Source organism: Pseudomonas sp. 06C 126, assembly GCF_001855215.1.
Taxonomy (GTDB): Bacteria; Pseudomonadota; Gammaproteobacteria; order Pseudomonadales; family Pseudomonadaceae; genus Aquipseudomonas; species Aquipseudomonas proteolytica.
This window is the reverse complement of the sequence record NZ_MIFU01000075.1, coordinates 73,305-98,536: the sequence shown is the minus strand read 5'-3', so window position 1 is coordinate 98,536 and position 25,232 is coordinate 73,305. Positions and strand designations below refer to the sequence as shown.

Sequence of the window (25,232 nt, the reverse complement as noted above, 5' to 3'; positions counted from 1 at the left end):
TATGCCCAGGCGCTGGGTGGCCGATTAAAATCCGCCGATGCGATTTAAAAGTTATCTGCTGCAGATCAATCCCGTCCTTTCCCGCCCCGAAGCAGCCAGAAGGCTGCTTCGTCTTTTCGCCGCCGTGTTATTGGTCGGCATCTTGAGCGGTGTCTACACGTTCCTGCTGTCCACCTTCAACAATGACATCTCCCAGCGGCGTGGCTATATGAGTAGCGCCATTGCCGAGGCTCATACCTTCTTCACCACCCGTGAAGCACTGCTCGAAAGCCTGAGCCTGTCAGCGGTACGCAAATCCACCCAGGCCAAGGCCCAGGCTTACCCGGCCTCCAGCGAAGAGCAGCGCCTGCAACTGGGCAATGCCCCAGGCCATCAGTGGAGCATCTGGCTGACTTCGCGCATGCGCAGTTACCTGAAGACCAAGCAGGTCAACCTGCTCTACGTGACCGCCGGCCCCGATCCGCAACTGACCCGGCTCTATGACTCGACGCCGCAGGTACTGCCGTTTTCCAAGTGCATGCTCAACCGCCTCCGGGCGTTGAAGCAACACAACCCACTGGACCCCGGCGAACTCTGGCTCAGCGACCAAACCGAGGGGCACTCCCACCTCTACCTGTTCATTTTGCTGGATGAACGCGATCCCGACTCCGGCTGGCTGGGCCTGGAGATGGAAAGCCAGGAAGTCTCCACAACCCTCAATGACCAGAGCGCGGGCGAGTTCATGATGCTCAACTCCCAAGGCATGCTGGTATTTACCAATAGCCATGACCCAAGGCTGGACCAGTCCCTGCTCAAGCCCAAGGGCGAGAATTTTTTCGGGTTTGTCGGCGATGGCCTGGTGCCGGATCACCTGGTGATTCGCAAGCAACTGAAATCGTCGGACTGGCAACTGATGTACACGATCAACCTGCGCGATGTGGTGCGGGGGTTGTGGCGCGAGCTGCTCGGGTCGCTGGTGTTTTGCCTGTTCAGCGTCACGCTGATCTGGCTGGTGATGCGCCGGGTCAATCAACGCTTCATCATCCCGTCAATCAATGGCATCCAGGCGCTGATTGAAAGCGAAGCCTTCGGGCGCGATGTGATCCAGACCGCGCCGGTGGCCCTGTGTGTGCTGCGGCGCACCGACGGCCAGGTGGTACTGGAAAACACCCTGGCCCAGCAGTGGCTGGGCACCGGCCTGGAGCGTGAAACCCTCTGCGCCGGCTGGATCCGCCAGGCATTCGATGGTGAGCCCTCCGGGCACTGTGACTACTTCGAGACCCTCGACGGCCGCCACCTTTACCTCAGCAGTGCACCCACCCGCTATAGAGGCGAGGATGTGCTGTTTTGCGCATTCAGCGACATCAGCGCGCGCAAGCAGGTGGAAGCGGCCCTGGAAGAAGCCCGGCAATCGGCCGACGCTGCGAATGCCGCGAAAACCCTGTTCCTGGCGACCATGAGTCACGAAATCCGTACACCGCTGTACGGCGTGCTGGGCACCCTGGAACTGTTGGCCCGCACCCAGCTCGATGCCCAGCAAAAAGACTATCTGCATGCCATAGAGGGGTCTTCGGCCACCTTGCTGCAACTGATCTGCGATGTGCTGGATGTATCGAAGATCGAGGCCGGGCAATTGGCACTGGAACTGAGCGAGTTCTCGCCCCTGGACCTGGTCAATGAAATCATCCAGGGCTACGCGGCGGCCGCAATGGGCAAGGGGTTGCAGCTGTACGCCTGCTTTGACCCCAAGTTACCCGAGCGGCTGATGGGCGATGTTACCCGCCTGCGGCAGATCCTCAACAACCTGTTGAGCAACGCGGTGAAGTTCACCGACTACGGGCGCGTGGTGCTGCGCGTCAAGTTGCTTGACCGCGACGACGAGCGCTCCAGTGTGTTGTGGCAAGTGTCCGACACCGGCAAAGGCATTGCCCAGGAAGACCAGGCGATGATTTTCGAGCCGTTCTATCAAAGCGAAGGCAACACCAACGTCGTCGCCGGTACCGGGCTCGGCTTGCCGATTTGCCAGCGCCTGACGCAATTGATGAATGGGCATATCCGCATGGTCAGCGAACTGGGCCTGGGCAGCAGTTTCAGCCTCACCCTACCGCTCGAAGTGGCGCCCTGCGCGCCCATGAGCAGCTTGCTCGCCGAGACTGTCTACGTGGTTTCGCCCATTCCCGAACTCGCTCAATCGATCAGCGGTTGGCTGCGTCGCTGGGGCGCCCGGGCCCAGACCGGCCAGCCCACCCACCCCGACGGGCAACTGCTGCTGGAGCTGCATCCCGGCACTATCGAACAGCCCCTGGTGCCCGACTGGCCGGGGCCGGTGATCCTGGTCAGTGGCAACAGCAGCAATGGCCAGCATGCCGAGACCGGCGTGTGGCATGCCAACCTCAACCAGTTGAGCGCCATTCACCAGGCGGTCAGCCAGGCCCAGGGATTGTGGGTCGCCCGGGTCGACGAGCAGGTGCAAAAGCGTGAGTTGCGCAAGCTCGACCTGCATGTGCTGGTGGCTGAGGACAACGTTATCAATCAACTGATTTTGCGTGACCAGCTTGAGGAACTTGGGTGCACCGTGGAGTTGGCCTGCGATGGTCATGAAGCGCTGCAGTTGTGCAAGGCCTCACACTTCGATGTGGTACTGACGGATGTGAATATGCCCAGAGTCAACGGCTATGAATTAGCCAGGGAGTTGCGCAGCCAAGGTTGCGCGCTGCCCATCATCGGCGCAACCGCCAACGCCATGCGCGGCGAGGCAGACCTGTGCCTGGCCGCCGGAATGAACCATTGCCTGGTCAAACCCTTTGCGTTGCGGGCCCTCTTCAACTACCTGGAGCCCTACACACGGATCCCCCATGAAGCCCTATAGTATTTTGATCGTCGAGGACCATCCCCTGCAGCACCTGTACCTGCAGAACCTGCTCAATGAATTGGGCGACTTCATGCTGGAGTCCGCCCAGGATGGAAACGAAGCACTGGAGCGCTTGCGCCAGCGTGATTTCGACCTGGTGCTGACCGATCTGCTGATGCCGGGCATGGACGGTGTGCAATTTATCCAGAGCCTGGCGACCCTGCGTTGCAAGCCTGCCCTGGCCATCATGAGTGCCGCCTCCCGGCGTATGTTGATGGCGGCCAGTCTGGTGGCGAAAAATCTCGATGTGAAAGTCATCGGCCTGATTTCCAAGCCGGTCGCAGCCGACGCCTTGCGCAGCCTGGTCAGCCAGCTCAACCACAAGGACCGCAGCCCCTCACCCGCGCCTGCCACGCCGCCGGCGATTGACCGGCACACACTCCTCCAGGCCATGGGCAACGGGCAGATCCAGGCCTGGTTCCAACCGAAAAAATCCTTGGCCAACGGCCGGATTGTCGCCGCTGAAGCGCTGGTGCGGTGGATGAACCCCGAGCAAGGGGTGATGTTGCCCGCCGCGTTTCTGCCGGCGATCAAGACCTTCGACCTGGAAGAACGCCTGCTATGGCTGGTGCTCAAACAGGCGATCCTGGCCCAGGAACGCTGGCGCCAGCGCGGGTATGAGATTCCAGTGTCGATCAATTTGCCGACCCACCTGCTCAATAGCCATGACTTGGCAGACCGCCTGCTGGCGTTCGTCCTCGACCACCAAGGCATCCCGGGGATGATCTGCTTCGAGCTGATGGAATGCTCGGTGCCCCAGGACATCAGCAACTTCTACGCCGGCGCCTGCCGCCTGCGCATCAAGGGTTTCGGCCTGTCCCAGGACGATTTCGGCAAGGGCTACAGCTCTTACCTGAACCTGGTCTCGACCCCGTTTACCGAGCTCAAGATCGACCAGGCGCTGGTACAGGGCTGCCATGACAACGAAGGCATGACCTCGGCCCTGGCGAGTATCATCGCACTGGGCCGCAAGCTCGGGCTGACGGTGGTGGCCGAAGGTGTGGAGACGCCCCAGCAACTGGCGTTGCTACGCAAAATCGACTGCACCCAGGTGCAGGGTTTTCTGATCTCCCACGCGGTCTCCTCAGAACAATTTCAGCAACTGTTGAACAATGATGGCCCAGCGACATCTCATTAGCCCCCGGCTCGGATTTGTCTAACCTGTATAAGGAGTAAACTCCATCCAGCGCCGATTTCTCAGCCGCCTGCGAAAACCATCAATGAAGCACAACAACGCGATCCTGGAAGCATTCACCCGCAGCTCACTGCGCTTGAACAAAGGGCTGATGGGCGTGCTCGGCGTCGCGTTGTTGCTGGCAGGCACCAGTTACTGGGCGTTGCAGCGGATCATCGATGAGCAGCACGCTGCGGTGGGGTTTCATTTTGCCCGGCTGATGGAAAATATCCAGGAACAGGAAACCTTCCTCCGGACCCTGGCGCAGCCGGCGATCCAACGGGACTTGATCAGCGACAAGAACACCCAGGCCAGCCTCCAGAGCCATCGCCTGGACATGCACAACACCCGCTATGAAGGTCGTGAGTTCGCCTTTTCGGTGCCCTTCAGTGCACAGTTCGAGGCGCAACGGGTCACGCCTGGCGAGCAGCAGAAGATCTTTGCCCTGGGGGTGCATCTGGCCAGTTACTACAGCGCGTACTGGTCATCGTCGCCCTACGCATCGCCCCACGTCTTTATCCTCAACCGCCTGGTCAATTACCACATTGCGGTGCCTGCGGTCGGCTACCAGCGTGGCGGCAAAACCCCGTTCAACGGCCCCACGGCCGAACAGGCCGACGCGGTGCAGCAAAGGCTCGAGCAACTGCCCCGGGTAGACGACAGACTTTACTGGGAAACCTATACCCCAACCGGGAAGGCCTCCGGGGCTCCGCAGTTGTTGGCGTATATCGGCATCCCCCTGAACCCTCAGGTTTTGCGCGCGGGTCAAGGCACTAACCAGGTGATGGTTGCCACGCTGCTGGATATGGCACACGTCAACGATGTGGAACGCACCATGGAGTCGTCCATCTACGATCGATTCACCCTGATCTCCCCCGCCGGGCAGACGCTGACGGGGCCCCAGGTCCCCGCCTCTGCCTTGGGTGAAGGGCTGAATATTCGCGCCGATGGGCTGGAGTTCAAAATCACCCACGACGCCCAGTCGCAGTGGACTGCAATCTACGGGATCAGTTACAAGCATTTTTTCCGCTATGCCCTGTGGCCACTGACCAGCCTGGTGCTGTTTCTGTGTGCCGTACTGGCGATTGTCTGGGCCGGCAGCCGCTGGTACCGCAAGCAAGTGATCCGTCCGGCGCGCCAGGCCCATGAGCGGATTGCCGAAAGCGTGGCATTCAGTCGGGTGATTATCGACACCGCGCCTACCGGCCTGTGTGTGGTGGGCCGCGCGGACGGCCAGGTGCTGATCGAGAACCAGCGCGCCCAACAATGGCCGGGCACCGCCAGGTTGGTGGCGGCCCTCAGCCGCTTCCAGGACAGCGCCGACAGTGGCGAAACCCACCTGGAAATCGAAGGCCGGCACCTGCAGGTCGGTTTCGTGTCGACCCGTTATCAAGGCCAGGATGTGCGGCTTTATGCGTTCAACGACGTGACCCGGCATATTGAAGACGCCCTGGCCCTGGAAGATGCCCGGCGCGCCGCCGATGCGGCCAATGAAGCCAAGACGCTGTTCCTGGCAACCATGAGCCATGAAATCCGCACACCTTTGTACGGCGTGCTCGGCACCCTGGAATTGCTCGGGTTGACGACCCTGGACCCGCGCCAGAAAACCTACCTGCACACCATCCAACGCTCATCTGCCACGTTGTTCCAACTGATCAGTGATGTGCTCGACGTATCGAAAATCGAATCCGGGCAGATGGCAATCGAGTCCATCGAGTTTTGCCCCCTGGACATGCTCGAAGACACCTTGCACACCTACGCCGCCTTCGCCCAGCGCAAGGGCCTGCAACTGTATGGCTGCATTGATGCGCAGTTGCCCGACTGTGTGGTCGGCGACCCGATGCGGATCCGCCAGATCCTCAACAACCTGGTGAGCAATGCGCTCAAATTTACTGACATAGGACGCGTGGTGATTCGGGCCCGGGCGCTTCGCCGGGGGGCCGATAAGGTGGACCTGGAGTGGCAAGTGACCGACTCTGGCGTGGGCATCAGCCAGGCGCAGCAAGCCAAGCTGTTCGACTTGTTCTACCAGGCACCAGACACCGCTGGCCAAGGCGGTGCCGGGCTGGGCCTGCCGATATGCCGCTGGCTCGCCGAAATGATGGATGGCCAGATCAAGGTCGTCAGCGAGCCCGGCCTGGGTAGCAGTTTCACCTTGAAAATGAGCTTGCCGATAGGCCGTGGCGAGTTGCCCGGACTTCCCCTTCTTGAGCCGAGCGCGACGCCGGTCTATGTACAGGCGCCGGTGCGCGAGTTGGCCGAAGCGCTGTGCGACTGGCTCGGGCGCCTGGGTATCCAGGCCTCGGTGGCAACGCTGCCCCTGGCCTCACAGAATGCGCAGGCGGTACTGGTCGACATGTTGCCCGCCGGGCCGCGATTGTCCTGGGCCGGGCCGCGCGTCTTGTGTGTGCCGGGTGCACACAGCCCACCGCTGTATACGGCCCAGGGCTGGGAAGTGGATATGCATGATGTGCGTGCCATTGCGTCGGTGGTCTCGCTGGCGCAGCAGGGTAAGCAGGTGGCCGTACAGCACGCCGAACAACAGAGCGCCGGGCAGTTGCAACTGCGCATTCTGGTGGCCGAGGACAACCCGGTAAACCAGGCCATCATCCAGGAGCAACTGGAAGCGCTGGGCTGTACGGTTACCTTGGCAGACAATGGCGAGCAGGCCATGCACCTGTGGCAACCCCAGGCCTTCGACCTGGTGCTGACCGACGTCAACATGCCCTTGATGAATGGCTACGAACTGGCCCGCACCCTCAGGGAACATGACCCGCAATTACCGATCATCGGCGTCACCGCCAATGCCATGCGCGAAGAAGGCATGCGTTGCCTGGCAGTCGGGATGAATGCGTGGCTGGTCAAGCCCTTGAGCCTGCAAACCCTGCGCGCGCAACTGATCAAGCTGTGCCGGCCGACGGTACGCGTCTTGCCGGCGGTGATCGACACGGTGCAGATGTCAGAAAAAATGCGCCCACTGTTTGTCAGCAGCGTACAGCACGATCTGCAGCGCATCAGCGCCGCACTGGAGCAACGCGATTGCCGGCGCCTGGCCGAAACCTTGCACTCGGTGGCCGGGGCCTTGGGCGCGGTGCAGGCGCTGGACCTGGCCCAGGCGTGTGTCGAACTGGAAAGCCAGTTGGCCAGCGGCCGGCTCAATCCCGCGCTGGAAATGCGCATAAACCAGGTCAGCAGTAGGCTTTCAGCCTTGCTCAGCGTGCAGCCATGAGCCCTCCTCACTCACTGAACCAGCATTACGGGCAACCCTTATGAAAACCTTCACTGTGGTTATTGCGGATGATCACCCCATCGTGCTTTTGGGCGTGCGAGAACTCGTCGAGCGAGACGCGCGCTTTCAAGTAGTGGGCGAAGCGATCTGTTCGGCAGGCCTCATCGGGCTGCTTGAACAGCAGCCTATCGACATCGTGATTACCGATTACAACATGCCCGGCGATTCACCCTACGGCGATGGTTTGAAACTGGTGGAATACCTTAAGCGGCATTTCCCCCAGGTGCAGATTCTGATCCTGACCATGATCTCCAATCATCTGATCCTGACCCGTCTGCAAGAGATGGGCGTGGTGGGCGTCATCCAGAAAAGCCAGTTGCACACCGAAATCCAGGTAGCCCTCAAGTCTATTGTGCAGCAGGCGCTGTATCGCAGCCTGGAGCCCGCCAAGACTTCGGTGGTCGAGTCGATGACGGCTATCGATGCGCGTTTCTCGACCCTGTCGCCGAAGGAATTCGAGATACTGCGTTTGTTTATTTCAGGCAAAAGTGTCAGTGATATAGCGCGCAGCCAGAATAGAAGTTCAAAGACTATCAGTGCGCAAAAGATTTCGGCCATGCGCAAACTTGAAGTCAGTAGTGACCAAGACTTGTTGGCTTATTGCCTGGCGCAAAATATCTTCAACTAATCCGTGCCTTATCAACTAATCTTCTCCTTAACTAACTTGCCTTGCAGTGCTTTATAAGAATCGTCTTATTCTCTCTAAGGCCTAAAATCACTATTGTTCGTTGGCAGTTTCAACCCTCTCTACAACCAACACTAACGGACATCATCATGAAGAAGTTTTCCCTGGCCCTTATCGCTGTGTCAGTTATTGCCGCCAGCAGCAGTGCATTTGCCGAAGATCCCGTTGCGCCGACCCCGACCCTGGGTGGCAGCGGCAAAATCACTTTCACCGGTGTGATCAACAACGACGCGTGCTCGGTCGACGGCGCCAACTCCGATCGCGTGATCTCGGTGGACATGGGCTCGGTATCGATCAAAGACATGGGCACCGCTGAAAACCCGGCCTCGGGCCGTGTGACAGCCAAAGACTTCAACCTCAACGTGAACTGCAACCTGGGCACCAAAGTGGCCATGATCTTTGACGCCAACAGCGGCGGCTCGGGCCTGGTCACCGGCAAGAAAGTCCTCGCCCTGACCCCGGGCAACGGCAGCGCAAGCAACGTCGGCATCGCCCTGCTCGACAGCAAAGGCGCACTGATCGACCTCAGCTCCCCGGCCAGCGCCCGCATCGAAAGCAGCATGCACGGCCAAGGCACCGAAGGTGGCGATGCAACCTTGAGCTTTGCCGCAGCCTACGTCACCACCGGTGCAGCCGGCGCCTCCACCGCGGGTCGTGGTGACGCCACCCTGCCGTTCATCCTGCAATACGAATAACCCCCCAGGCTGTAAATGCCACGCGCGAGGCCCCAGGGCCTCGCCATTTATCCGACCCATAAACGGTAGACATCATGTTGCCTCGTTCCATTGCCGCAGGCCTGGGGTTGTTGACCCTGCTGATGGCGACCCAGGCTGGCGCCAGCATTTCATTGAGTGCCACGCGTATCGTCTTCGATGGCGAGCACAAAGAAGCCAATATCACCGTGCGCAACGGTAACCAGGATGTATTGATTCAATCCTGGGTCGATACCAGCGATGCGCAAGCCAGTGCTGCACCGTTCGCCGTGACCCCGCCACTGGCACGGATATTTGCCAAGGAGCAGCAATTGCTGCGCATTCTTTACCAGGGCAGCGGTATGCCGGCGGATCGTGAATCCGTGATCTGGCTCAATGTGCAAGAGATCCCGCAGGCCGCCGCCTCCGACAACACGTTGCAACTGGCGGTACGCCAGCGCATCAAGATATTTTTCCGGCCAGCCGGTTTGCCAGGTAGCGCCCTGTCGGCGCCGGCGCAACTGGAATGGCAACTGCAAAAGCGTGGCGCCGAGTCGTGGCTGAGCGTAAAAAACCCGACGCTGTATCACGTGTCCATGGCCGATATAAAACTTCAGGCCGGGCAACAAACGGAACTGGCTGCCGATTCGACAATGATTGCCCCGGGCGCCGAAAAACAGTTCAGCGTTAAACAACTCGGTGGTTACGAAACAGTGCAGTTGTCTTTTTCCAGCATTAACGACTATGGCGCACAAGATAAATACACCGCACAACTTTCCACGCGCCTGACGGCCAAGGCCACTGAGGCGCGCACCCGGCAATAAGCGTTTCCCTTAAACCCTCCAGGTTCGATTCGAGTGCGTACTCGCGTGCCTCGCCTGTCCGATAAACAGGGATGATATAGGTTCTTTGCATGTTTTTTATTTTAGGCAGCAGGCCCAATCATTACATATCAAGCGAGCGCACTTCACGCGTGTCTACAACGTGCACATCTCTGAAGTTGAGTACGCTGTCATTGGCCATTCTTGCCGGCTCGCCCGTTTGGGCCGTTGCCGATGAGCCGTCCCTGGAAGTGTTCAACACCACCTTTTTGCAGGGCGCTCAATCGTCGGTAGACCTGCAGCAACTGCTGTCGGCCAACAGCGTGCTGCCCGGTAACTACCGAGTCGACCTGTATAGCAATGAGGTCCTGGTGGGCCGTCGCGACATCGACTTCAAGCGCAACCCGCAGACCGGCCGGGTCGATCCGTGCCTGACCCTGGACTTGCTCAAGCAACTGGGGATCGACCTGACCCTCTTGCAAGCCCAAGGCAAGCTCGACGCCAGCCAACCCCAGGATTGCTACGACCTACCGACGCTGATCGACCAGGCCACCCTGCGCTATGACGCCAGTCGCCTACGCCTGGCGGCGAGCATTCCACAGGTTGCGATGCAACGGGGCATGCGCGGTTATGTCGACCCCCAGTTATGGGACGATGGCGTGCCCGCAGCGTTTATCAACTATCAACTCAATAGCAGCCGCACCGCTGGCGACTATGAAACCCGCATCAACAACAACTTGGGGCTGCGCAACGGCATCAACCTGGGCGCATGGCGTTTGCGTAACGAATCGAACCTGAGCAACGGCACGGGGCGGCCGAGCAACTTCACCAGCAACCGCAGCTATGTGCAGCATGACGTGACGACGCTCAAGGGCCAGTTCAGTGCCGGGGAGATTTTTTCCGATACCGACCTGTTCGACAGCGTGCGTTACCGCGGCGTGAAACTGGCGTCCGACGAAGGCATGCGCGCCGACAGCGAGCGCGGTTATGCACCGGTGATTCGTGGCGTGGCACAGACCAACGCCACGGTAGAAATCCGCCAGAACGACTACATCCTCTACACCGCCAACGTCGCGCCCGGGCCTTTCGAGATCAACGATATCTACCCCAGCGGCTCGAACGGCGACCTGGAAATCACCATCATCGAGGCCGACGGCCGTCGGCGCGTGACCACCCAGGCGTTCTCCAGCCTGCCGATCATGGTGCGTGAAGGCCAGGTCAAATACAGCGTTTCAGCCGGTAAATTCAGCAGCAATGCTGACGGCTTGGCGAGCCCGCAATTTGTCAGCAGCACCCTTGCCTACGGTCTCACCAGTAACCTCAGCGCGATTGTCGGCCTGCAAGTGAGCGAAGACTACAAGGCACTCTCCCTGGGGGTTGGCAAAAACACGTCGCTGGGCGCGGTGTCGATGGACGTCACTCACTCCTCAAGCGCCGCCCAAGGGCAAACGACCCAGGGCAACAGCGTGCGTGCGTTGTATGCCAAGACCTTTGCCGGCACCGACACCAACTTCACCCTGGCCGCCTATCGTTACTCGACCGAGGGCTACCGCACCCTGACCGACCACGTCGAGGACACCAGTGAAGGTGCCGTCAAGCGTACGGGCAACTCGAAAACCCGCACCGACCTGACGATCAACCAAAGCATCGGGCGCAACCGCGAGTTCGGCAGCCTTTACTTGAACGCCACCGACCAGCGCTATTGGAACCGTGGCGGCTCCCAGAGCTTTTCGGCGGGGTACAACAACAACTGGGGCGACCTGAGCTACAACCTGGGGGTGACACGCACCAAACAGATTGCCAGTTGGGGCGCACCGGACTCCGACACGCAGCTCAACCTGTCCTTTTCGTTCCCCTTGGGCAGCCAGCCCCGGGCGCCGCGTGCATTCGTCACCACCAGCACCCAGCAAGGCGATACCAGCACCCAGGCGGGTATCAACGGTTATGTGGCCGATACCAGCGATGTGTTCTATTCGGTCCAGGCCGGGCATAGCCGAACGGGTGGCCAATCGGGATCGGCCAACATCAATAGCCGCACATCCATGGCCGATATCAGCCTGGGGTATAGCCAGGGCCGTGGGTACGACGCACAAAACCTTAACGTTGCCGGCTCAGTGGTGGCGCACGCCGGTGGCATCAACCTGGGGCAGACCGTCAGCGAAACCTTTGCCTTGGTTCAGGTGCCGGGTATCAGCGGGGCTAAAGTCAGCAGCTACAGCGGGGTTGAAACCGGGCGCAACGGCTATGCCGTGGTGCCCTCGGCACAGCCTTATCGGGTGAACTGGATCAGCCTCGACACCCGCGACCTGGGCGGCGATGTTGAAATCACCCAGGCCACGCAGCAGTTAGTACCGCGCCGCGGTGCGGTGGTATTGGCCCGCTACAGCGGCAAAACCGGGCGGCGCGTGCTGTTTGAGCTGTTTGATGCGCAGCACCAGCGCATGGCGTTCGGCGCCTCACTGGAAGACGCCAGCGGCAAGCAGCTGGCCATCGCCGATCCCAGCGGCAATGCCTTGGTACTGGTCGAAGAGGACCAAGGCAGCCTGACGATCAAGTGGGGTGACCAGCAATGTACTGCGCCGTATGCGCTGCGTGCACAAAACAAGGCGCTGAACTACGAGCGCCAGGCGTTGGTGTGTCACAGCGTTCAAGGTCTTTAAAAAGCAGCTTTTGGCTCATGGTTAAATGGGAACGCTGTGGCAGAACTGGGTGAAGCTATTGGGGCGGCTTCGCCACCCAGCGCGGGGCAAGCCCGCTCGCCACAAGGGGTGTCAAAGGTCAAACCGGTCAATCGCGCGCCGCCGCTCGTTGTCATCACGCACATCGTAGCTGGCGGTGGTCTGGATATTGGTGTGGTGCGCCAGTTTCTGTGCAATCGACAAGTCATGCTCCTCGATCACCCGAGTAATAAACGAGCGCCGGAAATCATGGGGCATGATTTTCACACCCACCTGTTCGCCGCGTTGGCGGGCGATGTAGTAAATGGCATGTTTGGTAATGCGCTCGCGGGTGATATGACTGCCCCGGCGGATACGGTTGAACAGGAAATTATCGTCCTGTTCCCCTTCCTTCAAGTGCTCGCGGCGAAACTCCAGCCAGGCCTGCAACTTGGCAAACGCCCAGGCCGGCGCGTACTTGATCAACTCTTTATTGCCCTTGCCCATCACCCGCAGGCTGCGCTCTGCAAAGTTCACCTGGGCCAGGTCGAGGTTGACCGATTCTGACTTGCGCATCCCCGAGCCATACAGGATCCCGATGACTGCCGCATCCCGCAGCCCTTGCGGCCTTGGGTCGGCGGCGCAGACGTCCATCAATTCGCGGATCAAGGTGCGACGCAGGTTACGCCCCTGGCTCAAGCGCGTGCCGGCGGTGGCTTTGACCGAGCGCATCTTCAGCAAGTGTTCCTGGCTGATCAGGCTGATGCGCCAGGCTTCGTTCATCACCCCGCGCACCGCGTTGACATACAGCGACGATGTGTTGGGCGCATACCCGTCTTCACGCAGCACGGCGACCAAAGCCATCACGTGCTCCGGTTGCAGCAGGTGCCAGTCGATATCTTCGAGGTTGATCTCTTCGAAACCCAGGCGGTCGGCCGCATCTTGCAGCACATAGCGCATGGTCAGTTGGCTAGAGGGCGCCAGGCGCGCGAGATACAGGGTCAGGGGATTGCGGGAAATCTCGGTCAAAATAGATCAGCCTTGAGATTAAATATCGAGACTAAGCCTATGTTTCATCTCGGTATTTAGTGGTTTGGCGAGCGCCGAGTCTAACGCAGGTCGGCGCCGCATACCAAACTAGGGCTCATCCTCTGCGGGTGCCGGGCTTTGCTGCTGGCCCCAGTCCACGTCCTGTTTTTGCATCAGCGCAAACCACTGCTGGCGCATGAAAGCCAACAGCGTGGCGGGCGCCTTGGCGAAGTCATGCTCGTCGTTGTAGCAGCCTGGCAATGGCAGGTCGGTGCCCTGCTCCTTGTACTGACTGACCAACGCCTGCTGCCCGGCGACGCTGCAATCGGTGGGCAGCGGCATACCGCGCAGCGCACCGGCTTCTTCGTCCCACCAACTGGCTCCGTAGCGGTCGACACCACGCAGCCCGTACTTTTGCGACTTGCCGATGCGCATGATCAGCTTGAACTCCCGGGGGCTGACATCGCTGGTGCATGTACGCGAGTAGCCCACGGTCACTTGGCTCAGGCCGTCATCCAGCAGGTCGGTGACGCGGGTCGCGGCGTTATCGAAGTGCAGGCTGGCGTCGAATTCGCAGCGCTGCACATCGTCATGCAGCATCCACAGGCGCTTGGGGCGATCCCCCTCCAGCAGGTACTGGGCGGCATAGATTGACGCCGACTGCGTCCCGTCATCATCACGCTCGCCGGCTTCCTGCTCGGCCAACACCAGCAGGTTACGGCCCTGGCGATCATCCCAGCTATACGCGGCCACCTGCTTGCCCCGGACCTCGATCCCGAGCGGAACCTGGTTGAGCGGCGTCAGCTTCATTTCCTCGGCCGCCACAGCTGCATGGGCCGCCCCGAGCGCCATCACCATCAAGACCGGCCGTAACTGGCCGCGTAAAAACTGCACGCTATTCATCCGACTACCCAGGCAAGAGATCGCTTACTTTACCGGGACTTGCAGGGGGATGCAGAGAAGATTCGTCAGGCGGGACTGAGTGCAAACCCGGTTAATTCACCGTACATACGCACTAAAGCACTTACAGACTGGGACTACAGCGCAAACAGTTATCGTTTGTCTGGGTTCTTTATTGTCTAGCTGAACACTCGCTGTCTGCCCAACAAATAAACGAGTTTTTCATCCGCCTTTCATATTCGCTGGACACATTTGCGCTTAATCTTGGCCGCAGTACTTGGGGCAAACCGCGTTTTGCTGACTAACCCTTTGATAATGCTTTACCTTTGGTCGTTATGGGCTTTACTCAGGATGGCTATGCACACGGCTGTTTTTTATTCAGTTGCCCGCACTTTCATCCGCTGTTTGTTGTCATCTCTACGCTTGAAGTTGCTCTAAAACCGAGGTCATGAATCTTTGAAACCCTACCCTATTCATTGCGTGTCGATCGTTATCCCGGTCTACAACGAAGAACAGAGCCTGCCCGAACTGTTGCGCCGTACCCGTGCTGCGTGTGAGCAGTTGGCCTACGAATACGAAATCATCCTGGTGGACGACGGCAGCCGCGACACTTCCGCGCAATTGCTGGAAGACGCCGCAGGCGAACCAGGCAGCCATGTGGTGGCCGTGATCCTGAACCGCAACTACGGCCAGCATGCGGCAATCATGGCCGGTTTCGAGCAATGCAGGGGCGAGGTGGTGATTACCCTCGACGCCGACCTGCAAAACCCGCCCGAAGAGATCCCTCGCCTGGTCGAGCAAGCCGCGTTGGGCTACGACGTGGTTGCCACCGTGCGCAACAACCGCCAGGACTCGGCCTTCCGCCGCTGGCCTTCGCGCCTGATCAACCTGGCCGTGCAACGCTCCACCGGCGTGGCCATGAGCGATTACGGCTGCATGCTGCGCGCTTACCGGCGCACCATTGTCGACGCCATGCTCGCCTGCCGTGAGCGCAGCACCTTTATCCCGATCCTGGCCAACGGTTTTGCGCGCCACACCACCGAGATCCCGGTGCACCACGCCGAGCGCGAACACGGCGAATCCAAATACAGCGCCATGCGCCTGATCAGCCTGATGTTCGACTTGCTGACCTGCATGACCACCACGCCCCTGCGCCTGCTGTCCATCGTCGGCTTCAGCCTGGCGGCCCTGGGCATGCTGTTTGCGTTCGCCCTGATCGTCATGCGCCTGGCCTTTGGTGCCGATTGGGCCGGTGATGGCCTGTTCGTGCTGTTCGCCGTGCTGTTTGTGTTTACCGGCGGCCAGTTCATCGGCATGGGCCTGTTGGGCGAGTACCTGGGGCGCATGTACAGCGATGTGCGCGCGCGCCCACGCTTCTTTATTGAAAAGGTGCTGCGCAACGAGCCAGCAGCGCCCGCGCCGGTGGTCATCGTCGATGGCCTGCCCTCTTCCCAGCCTTCCACTTCACCTTCCAATCAGGTTCCGTCATGAGTTCAAAAGCTGTTGTCTTCGCTTACCACGACATTGGCTGTGCAGGCATTGAAGCCCTGCTCGCTGCGGGTTACGACATTGCTGCAGTGTTCACCCATGCCGACGACCCCAAGGAAAACACCTTCTACGGCTCGGTCGCCCAGTTGTGCGCACGCCACGGCATCCCGGTGCACGCGCCGGAAGACGCCAACCACCCCCTGTGGGTCGAGCGTGTCGCCAAGCTGAACCCGGATTTCATCTTCTCGTTCTACTACCGCAACCTGCTGGGCGAGGCACTGCTGGCCACCGCGCGCCAGGGCGCATTCAACCTGCACGGTTCCCTGCTGCCCAAGTACCGTGGCCGCGCGCCGGCCAATTGGGTGTTGGTCAACGGTGAAACCGAAACCGGCGTGACCCTGCACCGCATGGTCAAGCGTGCCGATGCCGGCGCGATCCTCGCCCAGCAAAAGGTCATGATCGAGCGCAGCGACACCGGCCTGACGCTCCACGCCAAGTTGCGCGAGGCCGCCACCCAACTGCTGCGCGATGCGCTGCCGCAACTGGCCAAGGGCACGTTGAGCGAAACTGCCCAGGACGAAAGCCAGGCTACCTGCTTCGGCCGCCGCACCGCGGCAGACGGCAAGCTGGTGTGGAGCAAGCCTGCTGAGGCGCTGTACAACCTGGTACGCGCCGTGACCCAGCCCTACCCCGGCGCCTTCTGTGCCGTGGGCGAGCACAAGCTGATCGTGTGGCAAGCCGAGGTGGTCAAGGGCAACGAAGGCCAGGCACCCGGCCGCGTGATCAGCGTCAACCCGCTGCGCATTGCCTGCGGTGAAGACTCCCTGGTGATCAACTTCGGCCAGCGCAACGACCACGGCCTGTACCTCACAGGCCCGGCCCTGGCCGATGAGCTGGGGCTGGTGGATGGCTCGGTGCTGCGTGGCGCCGAGTCGGGCCGCAAGCCACGGCGGACCCGTGTGCTGATCCTGGGTGTCAACGGTTTTATCGGCAACCACCTGTCCGAGCGGCTGTTGCGCGATGATCGCTACGAAGTCTACGGCCTGGATATTGGCTCTGACGCTATCGAACGCCTGCGCAGCCACCCCAACTTCCATTATGTGGAAGGCGATATCAGCATTCACTCCGAGTGGATCGAGTACCACATCAAGAAGTGCGACGTGGTCCTGCCGCTGGTGGCCATCGCCACGCCAATCGAATACACCCGCAACCCATTGCGCGTGTTCGAGCTGGATTTCGAAGAAAACCTCAAGCTGGTGCGCTACTGCGTCAAGTACAACAAGCGCGTGATCTTCCCATCGACCTCCGAAGTCTATGGCATGTGCCAGGACCAGAATTTTGACGAAGACACCTCCAACCTGGTGGTGGGGCCGATCAACAAGCAGCGCTGGATCTACTCGGTATCCAAGCAACTGCTGGACCGGGTGATCTGGGCCTATGGCGCCAAGGGCCTGAATTTCACCTTGTTCCGCCCGTTCAACTGGATGGGCCCACGCCTGGATCGCCTCGACTCGGCACGTATCGGCAGCTCCCGGGCGATCACCCAGTTGATCCTCAACCTGGTGGAAGGTACGCCAATCCGCCTGTTTGACGGTGGCGAGCAAAAACGCTGCTTCACCGATATCGCCGACGGCATCGAGGCCCTGGCGCGGATCATCGACAACGATAACGACGCGTGCAACGGCCAGATCATCAACATCGGCAACCCGGACAACGAAGCCAGCATCCGCCAGTTGGGCGAAGAGCTGCTGCGCCAGTTCGAGGCTCACCCATTGCGTGGCAACTTCCCACCGTTCGCGGGTTTTCGCGAAGTGGAAAGCAAGGCGTTCTACGGCGCCGGGTATCAGGACGTGGCGCACCGCAAGCCAAGCATCGCCAACGCCAAGCGCCTGCTGAACTGGGAGCCGAGCGTGGAGATGAGCGAAACCATCGGCAACACCCTGGATTTCTTCCTGCGTGAAGCGATGCTGGAAATCGCCCAGTCCAGCGAAGCAGGCAAATAATGAAGGCAGGTCTGCGCATTGACGTCGACACCTACCGAGGCACCCGCGATGGGGTGCCAAGGTTGCTGGAGTTGCTGGATGAGGCCGGCATCAAGGCGACGTTTTTCTTCAGTGTCGGCCCGGACAATATGGGCCGGCATCTGTGGCGCCTGATCCGCCCGCAGTTCCTGTGGAAGATGCTGCGCTCCAACGCGGCCGGGCTGTACGGCTGGGACATCCTGCTGGCCGGCACCGCCTGGCCGGGCAAGCCGATTGGCCGCGACCTGGGGCACTTGATGCGCCAGGCCAGGGCCGCCGGGCACGAAGTGGGCCTGCACGCCTGGGATCACCATGGCTGGCAGGCCAATGCCGGCCGTTGGAGCAACGCGCAACTGGTGGAACAGATGCGCCGTGGGCTCGACACCCTGAGCGACATTCTTGGTCAGCCCGTGGACTGTTCCGCCGCCGCCGGCTGGCGCGCCGACGAGCGTGTGGTGCAGGCCAAGCAAGGCTTTGGCCTGCGCTACAACAGCGATTGTCGCGGCACCAGCGTGTTTCGCCCGACGCTCGCCGACGGCAGTGCCGGCACCCCACAGATCCCGGTGGACTTGCCGACCTTCGACGAAGTGGTCGGTCCACAGGTTGCGGCCAAGGACTTCAACGGCTTCATTCTTGATCGATTCACCGAATCGACACTCAACGTCTATACGATCCACGCAGAAGTAGAAGGGATTCTGATGGCCAATGAATTTCGCCAGTTGCTTGCCCAGGCACGGCAGCGCGGCATTCAATTCCAGCCCTTGGGCAACTTGTTGCCGGCCGATCCGGCGAGCCTGCCCCAGGGGCATCTGACACGCGGCGTACTCGGCGGCCGCGAAGGCTGGCTGGGAGTGCAAAAGGCATGATCCGACGTTGGGCACTGCCCCTGCTCCTATTGGTCTTCGGCCTGTGTTACCTGTTGCCGATGGCCACCCATGGCCTGTGGATTCCGGATGAAAGCCGCTACGCGCAGATCAGCCAGGAAATGCTGCTGACGGGCAAATGGGCGTCCCCGCACTTTTTGGGCCTGCGTTACTTCGAAAAACCGGCGGCCGGTTACTGGATGATCGCCCTGGGCCAGGCCGTGTTCGGGCAGAACCTGTTCGGTGTGCGTGTGGCCTCGGCGCTGGCCACGGGCTTGAGCATCCTGTTGGTGTACTTCATGGCCCGGCGCCTGTGGAACGATCCACGCAAGAGCCTGGCCAGCGCAGTGCTGTACATGAGTTTTGTCAGCGTAGCGATGTCCGGTGGCTACGCCAACCTCGACCCGCAGTTCAGCTTCTGGGTCAACCTCAGCGGCGTGGCGCTGTGGCTGTGTATCGACAGCCACGGCCGGCGCGCCCGCCTGAGCGCCTGGGCATTGCTGGGACTGGCCTGCGCCATGGGCTTCATGACCAAGGGCTTTTTGGCGTGGCTGCTGCCGGTGCTGGTCGCCCTGCCCTACATGGTCTGGCAAAAACGCTTTCGTGAGTTGCTGACCTATGGCGTGGTCGCGGTGGTGGTGGCAATTGTGGTCAGCCTGCCCTGGGCGCTGATGGTGCATGCCCAGGAACCGGACTACTGGAACTTCTTTTTCTGGCACGAACACATCCAGCGTTTTGCCGGTGAAGATGCCCAGCACGAAGAGGCCTGGTGGTACTACTTGCCGTTGCTGGCCGCGTTCAGCCTACCGTGGCTGGCGCTGTTGCCCTCCACCCTGAAGCAGGCGTGGCAACAAAAGCGTACGCACAAGACCGGCTTCCTATTGTTGTGGCTGCTGATGCCCCTGGCGTTTTTCAGCCTGAGCAAGGGCAAGCTGCCGGCTTACATCCTGCCGTGCCTGCTGCCTTTGGCATTGCTGATGGGCAACACCCTGGCGGACAAACTGGCCCAGGCCCGTGGCCGAGTGTTGCAAATCAACGGCGGGCTCAACCTGATCCTTGGCGTACTGGGCCTGCTGGCCATCGTGTATTTCCAGTTGAAGAAGCCGATTTTTGCCCACCAGCAGGAACTGCTGAGCCTGGTGCTGGTGTTTATCGTGCTGTTGGGCTGGATCATCGCCAACCTGCTACAGGTGGCACGCCCGTTGCGCCTGTGGGCGGCGCCTGCCCTGGGCAGCTGGTTGCTGGTGGCCCTGGTGCCGGCGGCGTTGCCGCACTCGGTGGTTTATAACAAGACCCCGGACCAGTTCATCATTGACCACGTCGAAGAGCTGGCAGGCACCCAACGCTTGCTGAGCAACGACCTGGGCGCCGCCTCGTCCCTGGCGTGGCGGCTCAAGCGCCCGGACGTGACGCTGTACGACACCCTGGGCGAAGTCAAATATGGCCTTGCCTACGCCGATGCGGCCAATCGCCGGGTCGACACCACGCAAGTCCAGCAATGGATGACCGAGGCCCGCAAACAGGGCTCGGTGGGCGTGGTGATGCGCGTCAAGGGCGAGAGTGAAGTACGCGAGGTCGAGTTGCTGCCCAAAGATGGCAAGCGCTACGAGCAAGGCAACATGGTGATCCTGGTATTCCCACAGGTGGCGCCTTGATCACCCTGCTGCTGCTTCTGGCCGCGTGCCTGCTGACCTGCATGGGCCAGATCGCCCAAAAGTATGCCGTCGAAGGCTGGCGCAACCAGCCCGTGGGCTGGGCCTGGAAACTGCGCTCGCCCTGGCTGTGGCTGGCCCTGTTGTGTCTGGGCCTGGGCCTGCTGGTGTGGCTGCTGGTACTGCAACGCCTGGAGGTGGGGATTGCCTACCCGATGCTCAGCCTGAACTTTGTCTTGATTACCCTGGTGGCGCGCTTTGTGTTCCATGAGCCGGTGGATCGCCGCCACTGGTTTGGCGTGGCCCTGGTGATGGCGGGTGTGCTGTTGCTGGGGGGCCAGGTATGAGCCGGTTACGTGGTTTTACCTTGGCGTTATCCAGCGTCGCGCTGGTGAGCGCTGCCCAGTTGGGCATGCGCTGGAGCATGACGCGCCTGCCCTTGCCCGCCGACTGGCTCACTGCACTCGGTAACGCCACGGTGGATCCGCTGGCGTTGGGCGTAGTGATCATGGCGATTGTTGCCTATGCGCTGTCGATGCTCTGCTGGCTCGGCGCACTGCAGTACTTGCCCCTCGGGCGCGCCTATTCGTTGCTGAGTATCAGCTACGTGCTGGTGTACCTGTTGGCAGCCAGCCTGCCGGGCTTCAACGAACCCTTTTCCCTGTCGCGAACCTTGGGGGTGGCACTGGTCATCCTCGGCGTCTTGACAATCAACTCCCGTCGTATCGGCAACACAAGCCCCAGGAATGCCCCATGAAAATCAGCGTATTTGGTAGTGGTTACGTTGGCCTGGTACAGGCCACCGTATTGGCCGAGGTCGGTCACGATGTGATCTGCATGGACGTTGACGAGAACAAGGTGCGCCTGCTGCAACAGGGCCATGTGAGCATTTTCGAGCCGGGGCTTGCCAGCCTGGTGCGGGAAAACCTGGAAAACGGCCGGTTGACCTTTACCAGCCAGGAAAAACTCGCGGTCGAGCATGGCGAAGTGCTGTTTATCGCGGTCGGGACACCTTCGGACGAGGACGGTTCGGCCGATTTGAAGTACGTACTGTCGGTGGGCGATGCGGTGGCCCGTCATCGCGTCGAACCGGTGATCCTGGTGGAGAAGTCCACGGTCCCGGTGGGTACCGGCGACACCTTGCGCGCGCACATCGACAAGGCGTTGGCCGGGCGCAGCCTGGTGTTCGATATTGTCTCCAACCCGGAATTCCTCAAGGAAGGCTCTGCCGTGGCCGACTGCCGCCGCCCCGACCGGATCATCATCGGCTGCGAGCGCGAAGAGGTGCGCGAGGTAATGCGCGACTTGTACGCGCCGTTCAACCGCAATCATGACCGCATCATCTTCATGGATGTGCGTAGCGCCGAGCTGACCAAATACGCCGCCAACTGCATGCTGGCCACGAAAATCAGCTTTATCAACCAGATCGCCGAACTGGCCGAGCACCTGGGCGCCGATATCGAGTCGGTGCGCCTGGGCATCGGTGCCGATTCGCGGATCGGCTACCACTTTATCTACCCTGGCTGCGGCTACGGTGGCTCGTGCTTCCCCAAGGACATGCGCGCGCTGATCCACAGCGCCCGCCAAGCCAATTGCTCGAGTGATTTGCTCGAAGCGGTGGAAGCCATCAACCAGCGGCAGAAAAGCAAACTGTTCGAACGGATCCGCGCGTTCTACAAAGGCGACCTGCGCGGCAAGACCTTCGCCTTGTGGGGCCTGGCGTTCAAGCCCAACACCGACGACATGCGCGACGCACCGAGCCGGGTGCTGATGGAGTCGCTATGGGCCGCCGGCGCCAACGTGCGGGCCTTCGACCCCGAGGCCATGCAGGAAACCCAGAGGCTGTACGGCGATGACCCGCGCCTGATGCTGATGGGCACCCCGGAATCGACCCTGGGCGGGGCCGACGCCTTGATCATCTGCACCGAGTGGCAGCAATTCAAGGCGCCGGACTTCGACCTGCTGCACGCACGCCTCAAGGCGCCGGTGATCTTTGACGGGCGCAACCTGTATGACGCCGAGCGCCTGGCGCGCAAGGGCTTCCATTACTTCCCCATGGGCCGCGGGCAATCCTGCGACCTGCCGATCCCCCAGCAACAGTGGCTGCCACGGTTGCTGGAGGCCTGAGGCGTGGACAACATGCTCGGCGCAACCTTGCGCCGCCAGTCCTGGGGTATCGGGCTGCTGGCGCTGCTGCTGTTTGTCGCCGGCAACTGGGACCATGCAATTATCGGTTTCGACTCGCGCTTTGTGCTGTTCGCCCAGGAAATGCTGCGCCATGGGCCGGGATTTTTCCCCTCGACCTATGGCCAGCCGTATGCCGACTACCTGTCGACCTCAACCTTGTTGACCTGGCTGTTGTCGCTGCCCCTGGGGCGCGTCACCAGCCTCAGTGCCTGGCTGCCGACGGCCATTGCGTCGGCAGTGATCGTCGCCCTGGTCTACCGCCTGACCGCGCCCTACTCGCGGCGCTGGGCGTTGCTGAGTGTTGCGTTGCTGTTGCTGAGCAGTACGTTTATCAGCGAAACCCGCTCGGTGTCCCTGGACCAGATGTTGGCGGCGGTGACGCTGGCAGTGTTTTACCTGGGCTACGCCCACGATCACTTCGCCAGCCCCCGGCGCCTGCCGTGGCTATTGCTCCTGTTATTGCTCGGCTTTGCGATTCGCGGGCCCATCGGCCTGGTGATCCCTGCCGGCGTGTTGTGCAGCTTTTACCTGCTCAATCGCCAGTGGCGCCCGTTGTTCAGCTTCGGCCTGCTGGCCCTGGCGTTGCTGGTGGCCTGCGTAGGGTTGCTGTTGTTGCTGGCCAAGGTCAGTGGCGGCGAGGCCTTTATGCAGGATGTGATCCGCATGCAGTTCCTCGGGCGCATGGATGGCCGCGAAGGTTCAAGCAGCGTGTTGTATTACTTCACCAGCTCCCTGGGCAACTACGCCCTGGCATACCCGCTGGCCCTGCTGGCGCTGCTTGCGGTGCTGCTCAATGGCCGGCGTAAGGCTGACAGCGGTTGGCAATTGCTGCTGGGCTGTACGGCGGCGGGCTTGATCGTGATGCTCGGCCTGTCGATCCCCGAGGCGAAGAAAGCCCGCTATCTGTTGCCCATGATGCCCATGGTGGCGATCATTGCCGCGTACCCGTTCCATCGGGCAGATGGCCGTCTGTTCAAGGCGCTGCGAGGCTTGATGCTGGCGTTATGGGCAGTGAGCCCGGGGCTGTTGATGGGGGCGCTAGTGGTGGCGCGCCATCGCTTTGGTGCGCAGTTGGAGCATTTCCAGGGCGTGGTTGGCCTGCTGATTGGCTTGCAGGTCGTTGTCGCCGGGATGCTCCTCAAGTGGCACTGGCGCCCGGTCGGGCCGGCGTTTTGCGCGGTGCTGGCGGTGTGGAGCGTATATATCCTGGTGGTCGAACCCCTGGAACGGCGCCTGTATGACACCCGCACCTTTGCCCGCGAGGCTCATGCCCTGATCCGGCAGCACCCGGCGCCCCTGGTATTGCATGGCCTGGGTAAAGACGCCAAGGCCATCAAATTCATGGTCAATGTGGAATGTGACCGGGTGCCATTGTTCACCCAAGCCCCTGGCGACCTGGCAGCAGTGCCGGTGCCTGCATGGCTGGTGATGGACAAGGCGGATTTCATGCGTCTGGGCGAGCCACGCTGGCATGGCATGACGCCGGTTCTGACAGGGCAGTTCGATAAAAACACCTATGTGTTGCTGCACCTGGGTACGGATGACTGAGTGGTGGGTTTTTATCAAGAAAGCTCCTACGTTTGTATCCGTAAATGCCGGTAGCGGCGCCTCTACCGGCCCTATGACCCCAGCGTTACACTCGCTGCACATTGCGCTATTTAGTTACCGCCTGCGTTCAAAAACACCCCTAAGAGGACCGCTGCCGTGCCTGACGAGTCATTGCCTATCGAGCCGGTACACGTCGGCTATATCCCCCTGCCCACCCTGGCTCGGCTGATGGGGTTGCGCGACGCCCTTGTCGCCCTCAAGGGCCCCTTGGCCAGCGACCCACGGTTGCGGGAGAGCGTGCAGCAGTCGCTGAACAGCAGCGCCAACCACGACCGCGTACTGGGCAAGGTGAGCCCGGGGTATGAGCGGTTTTGATGCAAAATTACTGCACTTAAGCTGCATTAATATGCATTGGCGACAGTTTTGTTTGAACGGCACACTGCGCCGGTTCCTCCCCCAAATGTTGGAACTTTCGAAGGGCTTTGCGGCAAACCGCAAAGCCCTTTTTTTGCCCGATGTCACTCAGTCCTGCACAAACCTGCAGGTGTAGCTGAGCGGCATTGTTTTGTGATCGCCTTTCAAGATTGGACTGCCCCGCAATGCTCGCTCGCTGGTTACCCGCTGCCATCAACACCCGCCCCGCCGAATGGAGCCGTGCCGCCATCGGCATGGCCCTGGGCACTCTATTGACCGTATGGCTCTGCTCCCAGGTGTATGGCCTGGAAGTGGCCATGCACCTGTTGGGCCCGCTGGGCGCCTCCGCCGTGCTGTTATTCGCCGTGTCATCGGGTGCCCTCGCCCAGCCGTGGTCGATCATCGGCAGCTACCTGTGCGCCACCGTGGTGGCTTTGCTGGTGGCCCGCGTATTGGGGCGAACCCTGGGCAGCGCCTGCCTCGCGGCGGGCATGGCCTTGATCCTGATGTGCTGGCTACGCTGCCTGCACCCGCCTTCGGGGGGCCTGGCGATGACCCTGGTGCTGGCGGACCCGGCCACCATCGCCCTGGGCTGGCAGGAAGTCGCGCCGGTCATGTTGGGCGCCGCCACGTTGTTGCTCTCGGCCCTGGCCTATAACAACCTGACGCGCACTCGCTACCCCAAGGGCCCAGCCGAAGCGCCGGTCATGGTGCCGTCTGCGGCGCCGCAGGTAGATCCAAAAATCACCGCTGTGGACCTGGAGCAAGCGCTGGCGCAAATGGAGCAGTTTTTCGACGTCACCCCCACTGAGCTCGAAGAGCTGATCCATATCGCCGAAGACCACGCTCGCCGCCGCAGCATTGGCCAAGTACTGGCCAGTCGGGTCTAAGCACGCCTGCCCTGGTTTTTTATCGAACACCC

General features: G+C 61.0%; 19 protein-coding genes. 17 read left to right on the top strand and 2 right to left on the bottom strand.

Annotated features, from left to right (window positions below; genetic code table 11):
- Window positions 1-37 precede the first annotated feature (37 nt).
- The 7 genes from BHC62_RS09655 to BHC62_RS09625 all read left to right on the top strand — a co-directional run bounded on the left by BHC62_RS09655 (window position 38) and on the right by BHC62_RS09625 (window position 12,211).
- Window positions 38-2,848 (top strand): ATP-binding protein, encoded by a 2,811-nt coding sequence (locus BHC62_RS09655; RefSeq protein WP_070994852.1) that lies wholly within the window; start codon window positions 38-40, stop codon window positions 2,846-2,848.
- Complete coding sequence (locus tag BHC62_RS09650) at window positions 2,835-4,028, top strand: EAL domain-containing protein (protein ID WP_029291689.1); 1,194 nt, start codon at window positions 2,835-2,837, stop codon at window positions 4,026-4,028. Before BHC62_RS09655 ends, BHC62_RS09650 begins: the two co-directional genes overlap by 14 nt.
- An 82-nt stretch (window positions 4,029-4,110) precedes the next feature.
- Entirely contained in the window at window positions 4,111-7,293 is a 3,183-nt protein-coding gene (locus tag BHC62_RS09645; protein WP_070994851.1) for a hybrid sensor histidine kinase/response regulator, read from the top strand.
- A gap of 40 nt (window positions 7,294-7,333) precedes the next feature.
- Complete coding sequence (locus tag BHC62_RS09640) at window positions 7,334-7,981, top strand: response regulator (RefSeq protein WP_029291685.1); 648 nt, start codon at window positions 7,334-7,336, stop codon at window positions 7,979-7,981.
- A 146-nt stretch (window positions 7,982-8,127) separates the two neighbouring features.
- A complete protein-coding gene (locus tag BHC62_RS09635) occupies window positions 8,128-8,733 on the top strand; it encodes a fimbrial protein (RefSeq protein ID WP_070994850.1) in 606 nt (201 codons plus the stop codon).
- A 74-nt stretch (window positions 8,734-8,807) separates the two neighbouring features.
- A complete protein-coding gene (locus BHC62_RS09630; protein ID WP_029291681.1) occupies window positions 8,808-9,554 on the top strand; it encodes a molecular chaperone in 747 nt (248 codons plus the stop codon).
- Window positions 9,555-9,643: 89 nt separating this feature from the next.
- Window positions 9,644-12,211 carry a fimbria/pilus outer membrane usher protein gene (locus tag BHC62_RS09625; protein ID WP_083335427.1) on the top strand — a complete coding sequence of 856 codons (2,568 nt, stop codon included), beginning with the start codon at window positions 9,644-9,646 and terminating at the stop codon, window positions 12,209-12,211.
- A 111-nt stretch (window positions 12,212-12,322) separates the two neighbouring features.
- Here BHC62_RS09625 and xerC read toward each other — a convergent pair whose 3' ends face one another.
- Both xerC and BHC62_RS09615 read right to left on the bottom strand, forming a co-directional pair.
- Window positions 12,323-13,237, bottom strand: a complete 915-nt coding sequence (gene xerC / locus BHC62_RS09620) for a tyrosine recombinase XerC (RefSeq protein ID WP_029291677.1) — start codon at window positions 13,235-13,237, stop codon at window positions 12,323-12,325.
- Window positions 13,238-13,345: 108 nt separating this feature from the next.
- Window positions 13,346-14,140: a M949_RS01915 family surface polysaccharide biosynthesis protein gene (locus BHC62_RS09615; RefSeq protein WP_070994849.1), complete on the bottom strand. Its 795-nt coding sequence runs from the start codon at window positions 14,138-14,140 to the stop codon at window positions 13,346-13,348.
- 453 nt (window positions 14,141-14,593) lie between these two features.
- On the opposite strand from BHC62_RS09615, the gene arnC reads away from it, so the two are divergent.
- The 10 genes from arnC to BHC62_RS09565 all read left to right on the top strand — a co-directional run bounded on the left by arnC (window position 14,594) and on the right by BHC62_RS09565 (window position 25,200).
- Window positions 14,594-15,628 carry an undecaprenyl-phosphate 4-deoxy-4-formamido-L-arabinose transferase gene (gene arnC, locus BHC62_RS09610; protein ID WP_070994848.1) on the top strand — a complete coding sequence of 345 codons (1,035 nt, stop codon included), beginning with the start codon at window positions 14,594-14,596 and terminating at the stop codon, window positions 15,626-15,628.
- Window positions 15,625-17,628: a bifunctional UDP-4-amino-4-deoxy-L-arabinose formyltransferase/UDP-glucuronic acid oxidase ArnA gene (arnA, locus tag BHC62_RS09605; RefSeq protein WP_029291671.1), complete on the top strand. Its 2,004-nt coding sequence runs from the start codon at window positions 15,625-15,627 to the stop codon at window positions 17,626-17,628. Before arnC ends, arnA begins: the two co-directional genes overlap by 4 nt.
- Entirely contained in the window at window positions 17,628-18,512 is an 885-nt protein-coding gene (gene arnD / locus BHC62_RS09600) for a 4-deoxy-4-formamido-L-arabinose-phosphoundecaprenol deformylase (RefSeq protein WP_070994847.1), read from the top strand. Before arnA ends, arnD begins: the two co-directional genes overlap by 1 nt.
- Window positions 18,509-20,164 carry a lipid IV(A) 4-amino-4-deoxy-L-arabinosyltransferase gene (gene arnT / locus BHC62_RS09595; protein WP_070994846.1) on the top strand — a complete coding sequence of 552 codons (1,656 nt, stop codon included), beginning with the start codon at window positions 18,509-18,511 and terminating at the stop codon, window positions 20,162-20,164. The genes arnD and arnT overlap by 4 nt, the downstream gene beginning before the upstream one ends.
- On the top strand, window positions 20,161-20,508 hold the full coding sequence (gene arnE, locus BHC62_RS09590) for a 4-amino-4-deoxy-L-arabinose-phosphoundecaprenol flippase subunit ArnE (protein ID WP_070994845.1): 348 nt from the start codon (window positions 20,161-20,163) through the stop codon (window positions 20,506-20,508). Before arnT ends, arnE begins: the two co-directional genes overlap by 4 nt.
- Window positions 20,505-20,918 (top strand): 4-amino-4-deoxy-L-arabinose-phosphoundecaprenol flippase subunit ArnF, encoded by a 414-nt coding sequence (gene arnF, locus BHC62_RS09585; protein WP_070994844.1) that lies wholly within the window; start codon window positions 20,505-20,507, stop codon window positions 20,916-20,918. The genes arnE and arnF overlap by 4 nt, the downstream gene beginning before the upstream one ends.
- On the top strand, window positions 20,915-22,288 hold the full coding sequence (locus tag BHC62_RS09580; protein WP_029291660.1) for a UDP-glucose 6-dehydrogenase: 1,374 nt from the start codon (window positions 20,915-20,917) through the stop codon (window positions 22,286-22,288). The genes arnF and BHC62_RS09580 overlap by 4 nt, the downstream gene beginning before the upstream one ends.
- 12 nt (window positions 22,289-22,300) lie before the next feature.
- On the top strand, window positions 22,301-23,896 hold the full coding sequence (locus BHC62_RS09575) for a glycosyltransferase family 39 protein (protein ID WP_070994939.1): 1,596 nt from the start codon (window positions 22,301-22,303) through the stop codon (window positions 23,894-23,896).
- Between the two features lie 156 nt (window positions 23,897-24,052).
- Window positions 24,053-24,271, top strand: coding sequence for a type VI secretion system contractile sheath small subunit (locus tag BHC62_RS09570; protein ID WP_032866388.1), 219 nt, complete (start codon window positions 24,053-24,055; stop codon window positions 24,269-24,271).
- Between the two features lie 224 nt (window positions 24,272-24,495).
- Window positions 24,496-25,200: an HPP family protein gene (locus BHC62_RS09565; RefSeq protein ID WP_029291657.1), complete on the top strand. Its 705-nt coding sequence runs from the start codon at window positions 24,496-24,498 to the stop codon at window positions 25,198-25,200.
- The last annotated feature ends 32 nt before the right edge of the window (window positions 25,201-25,232 follow it).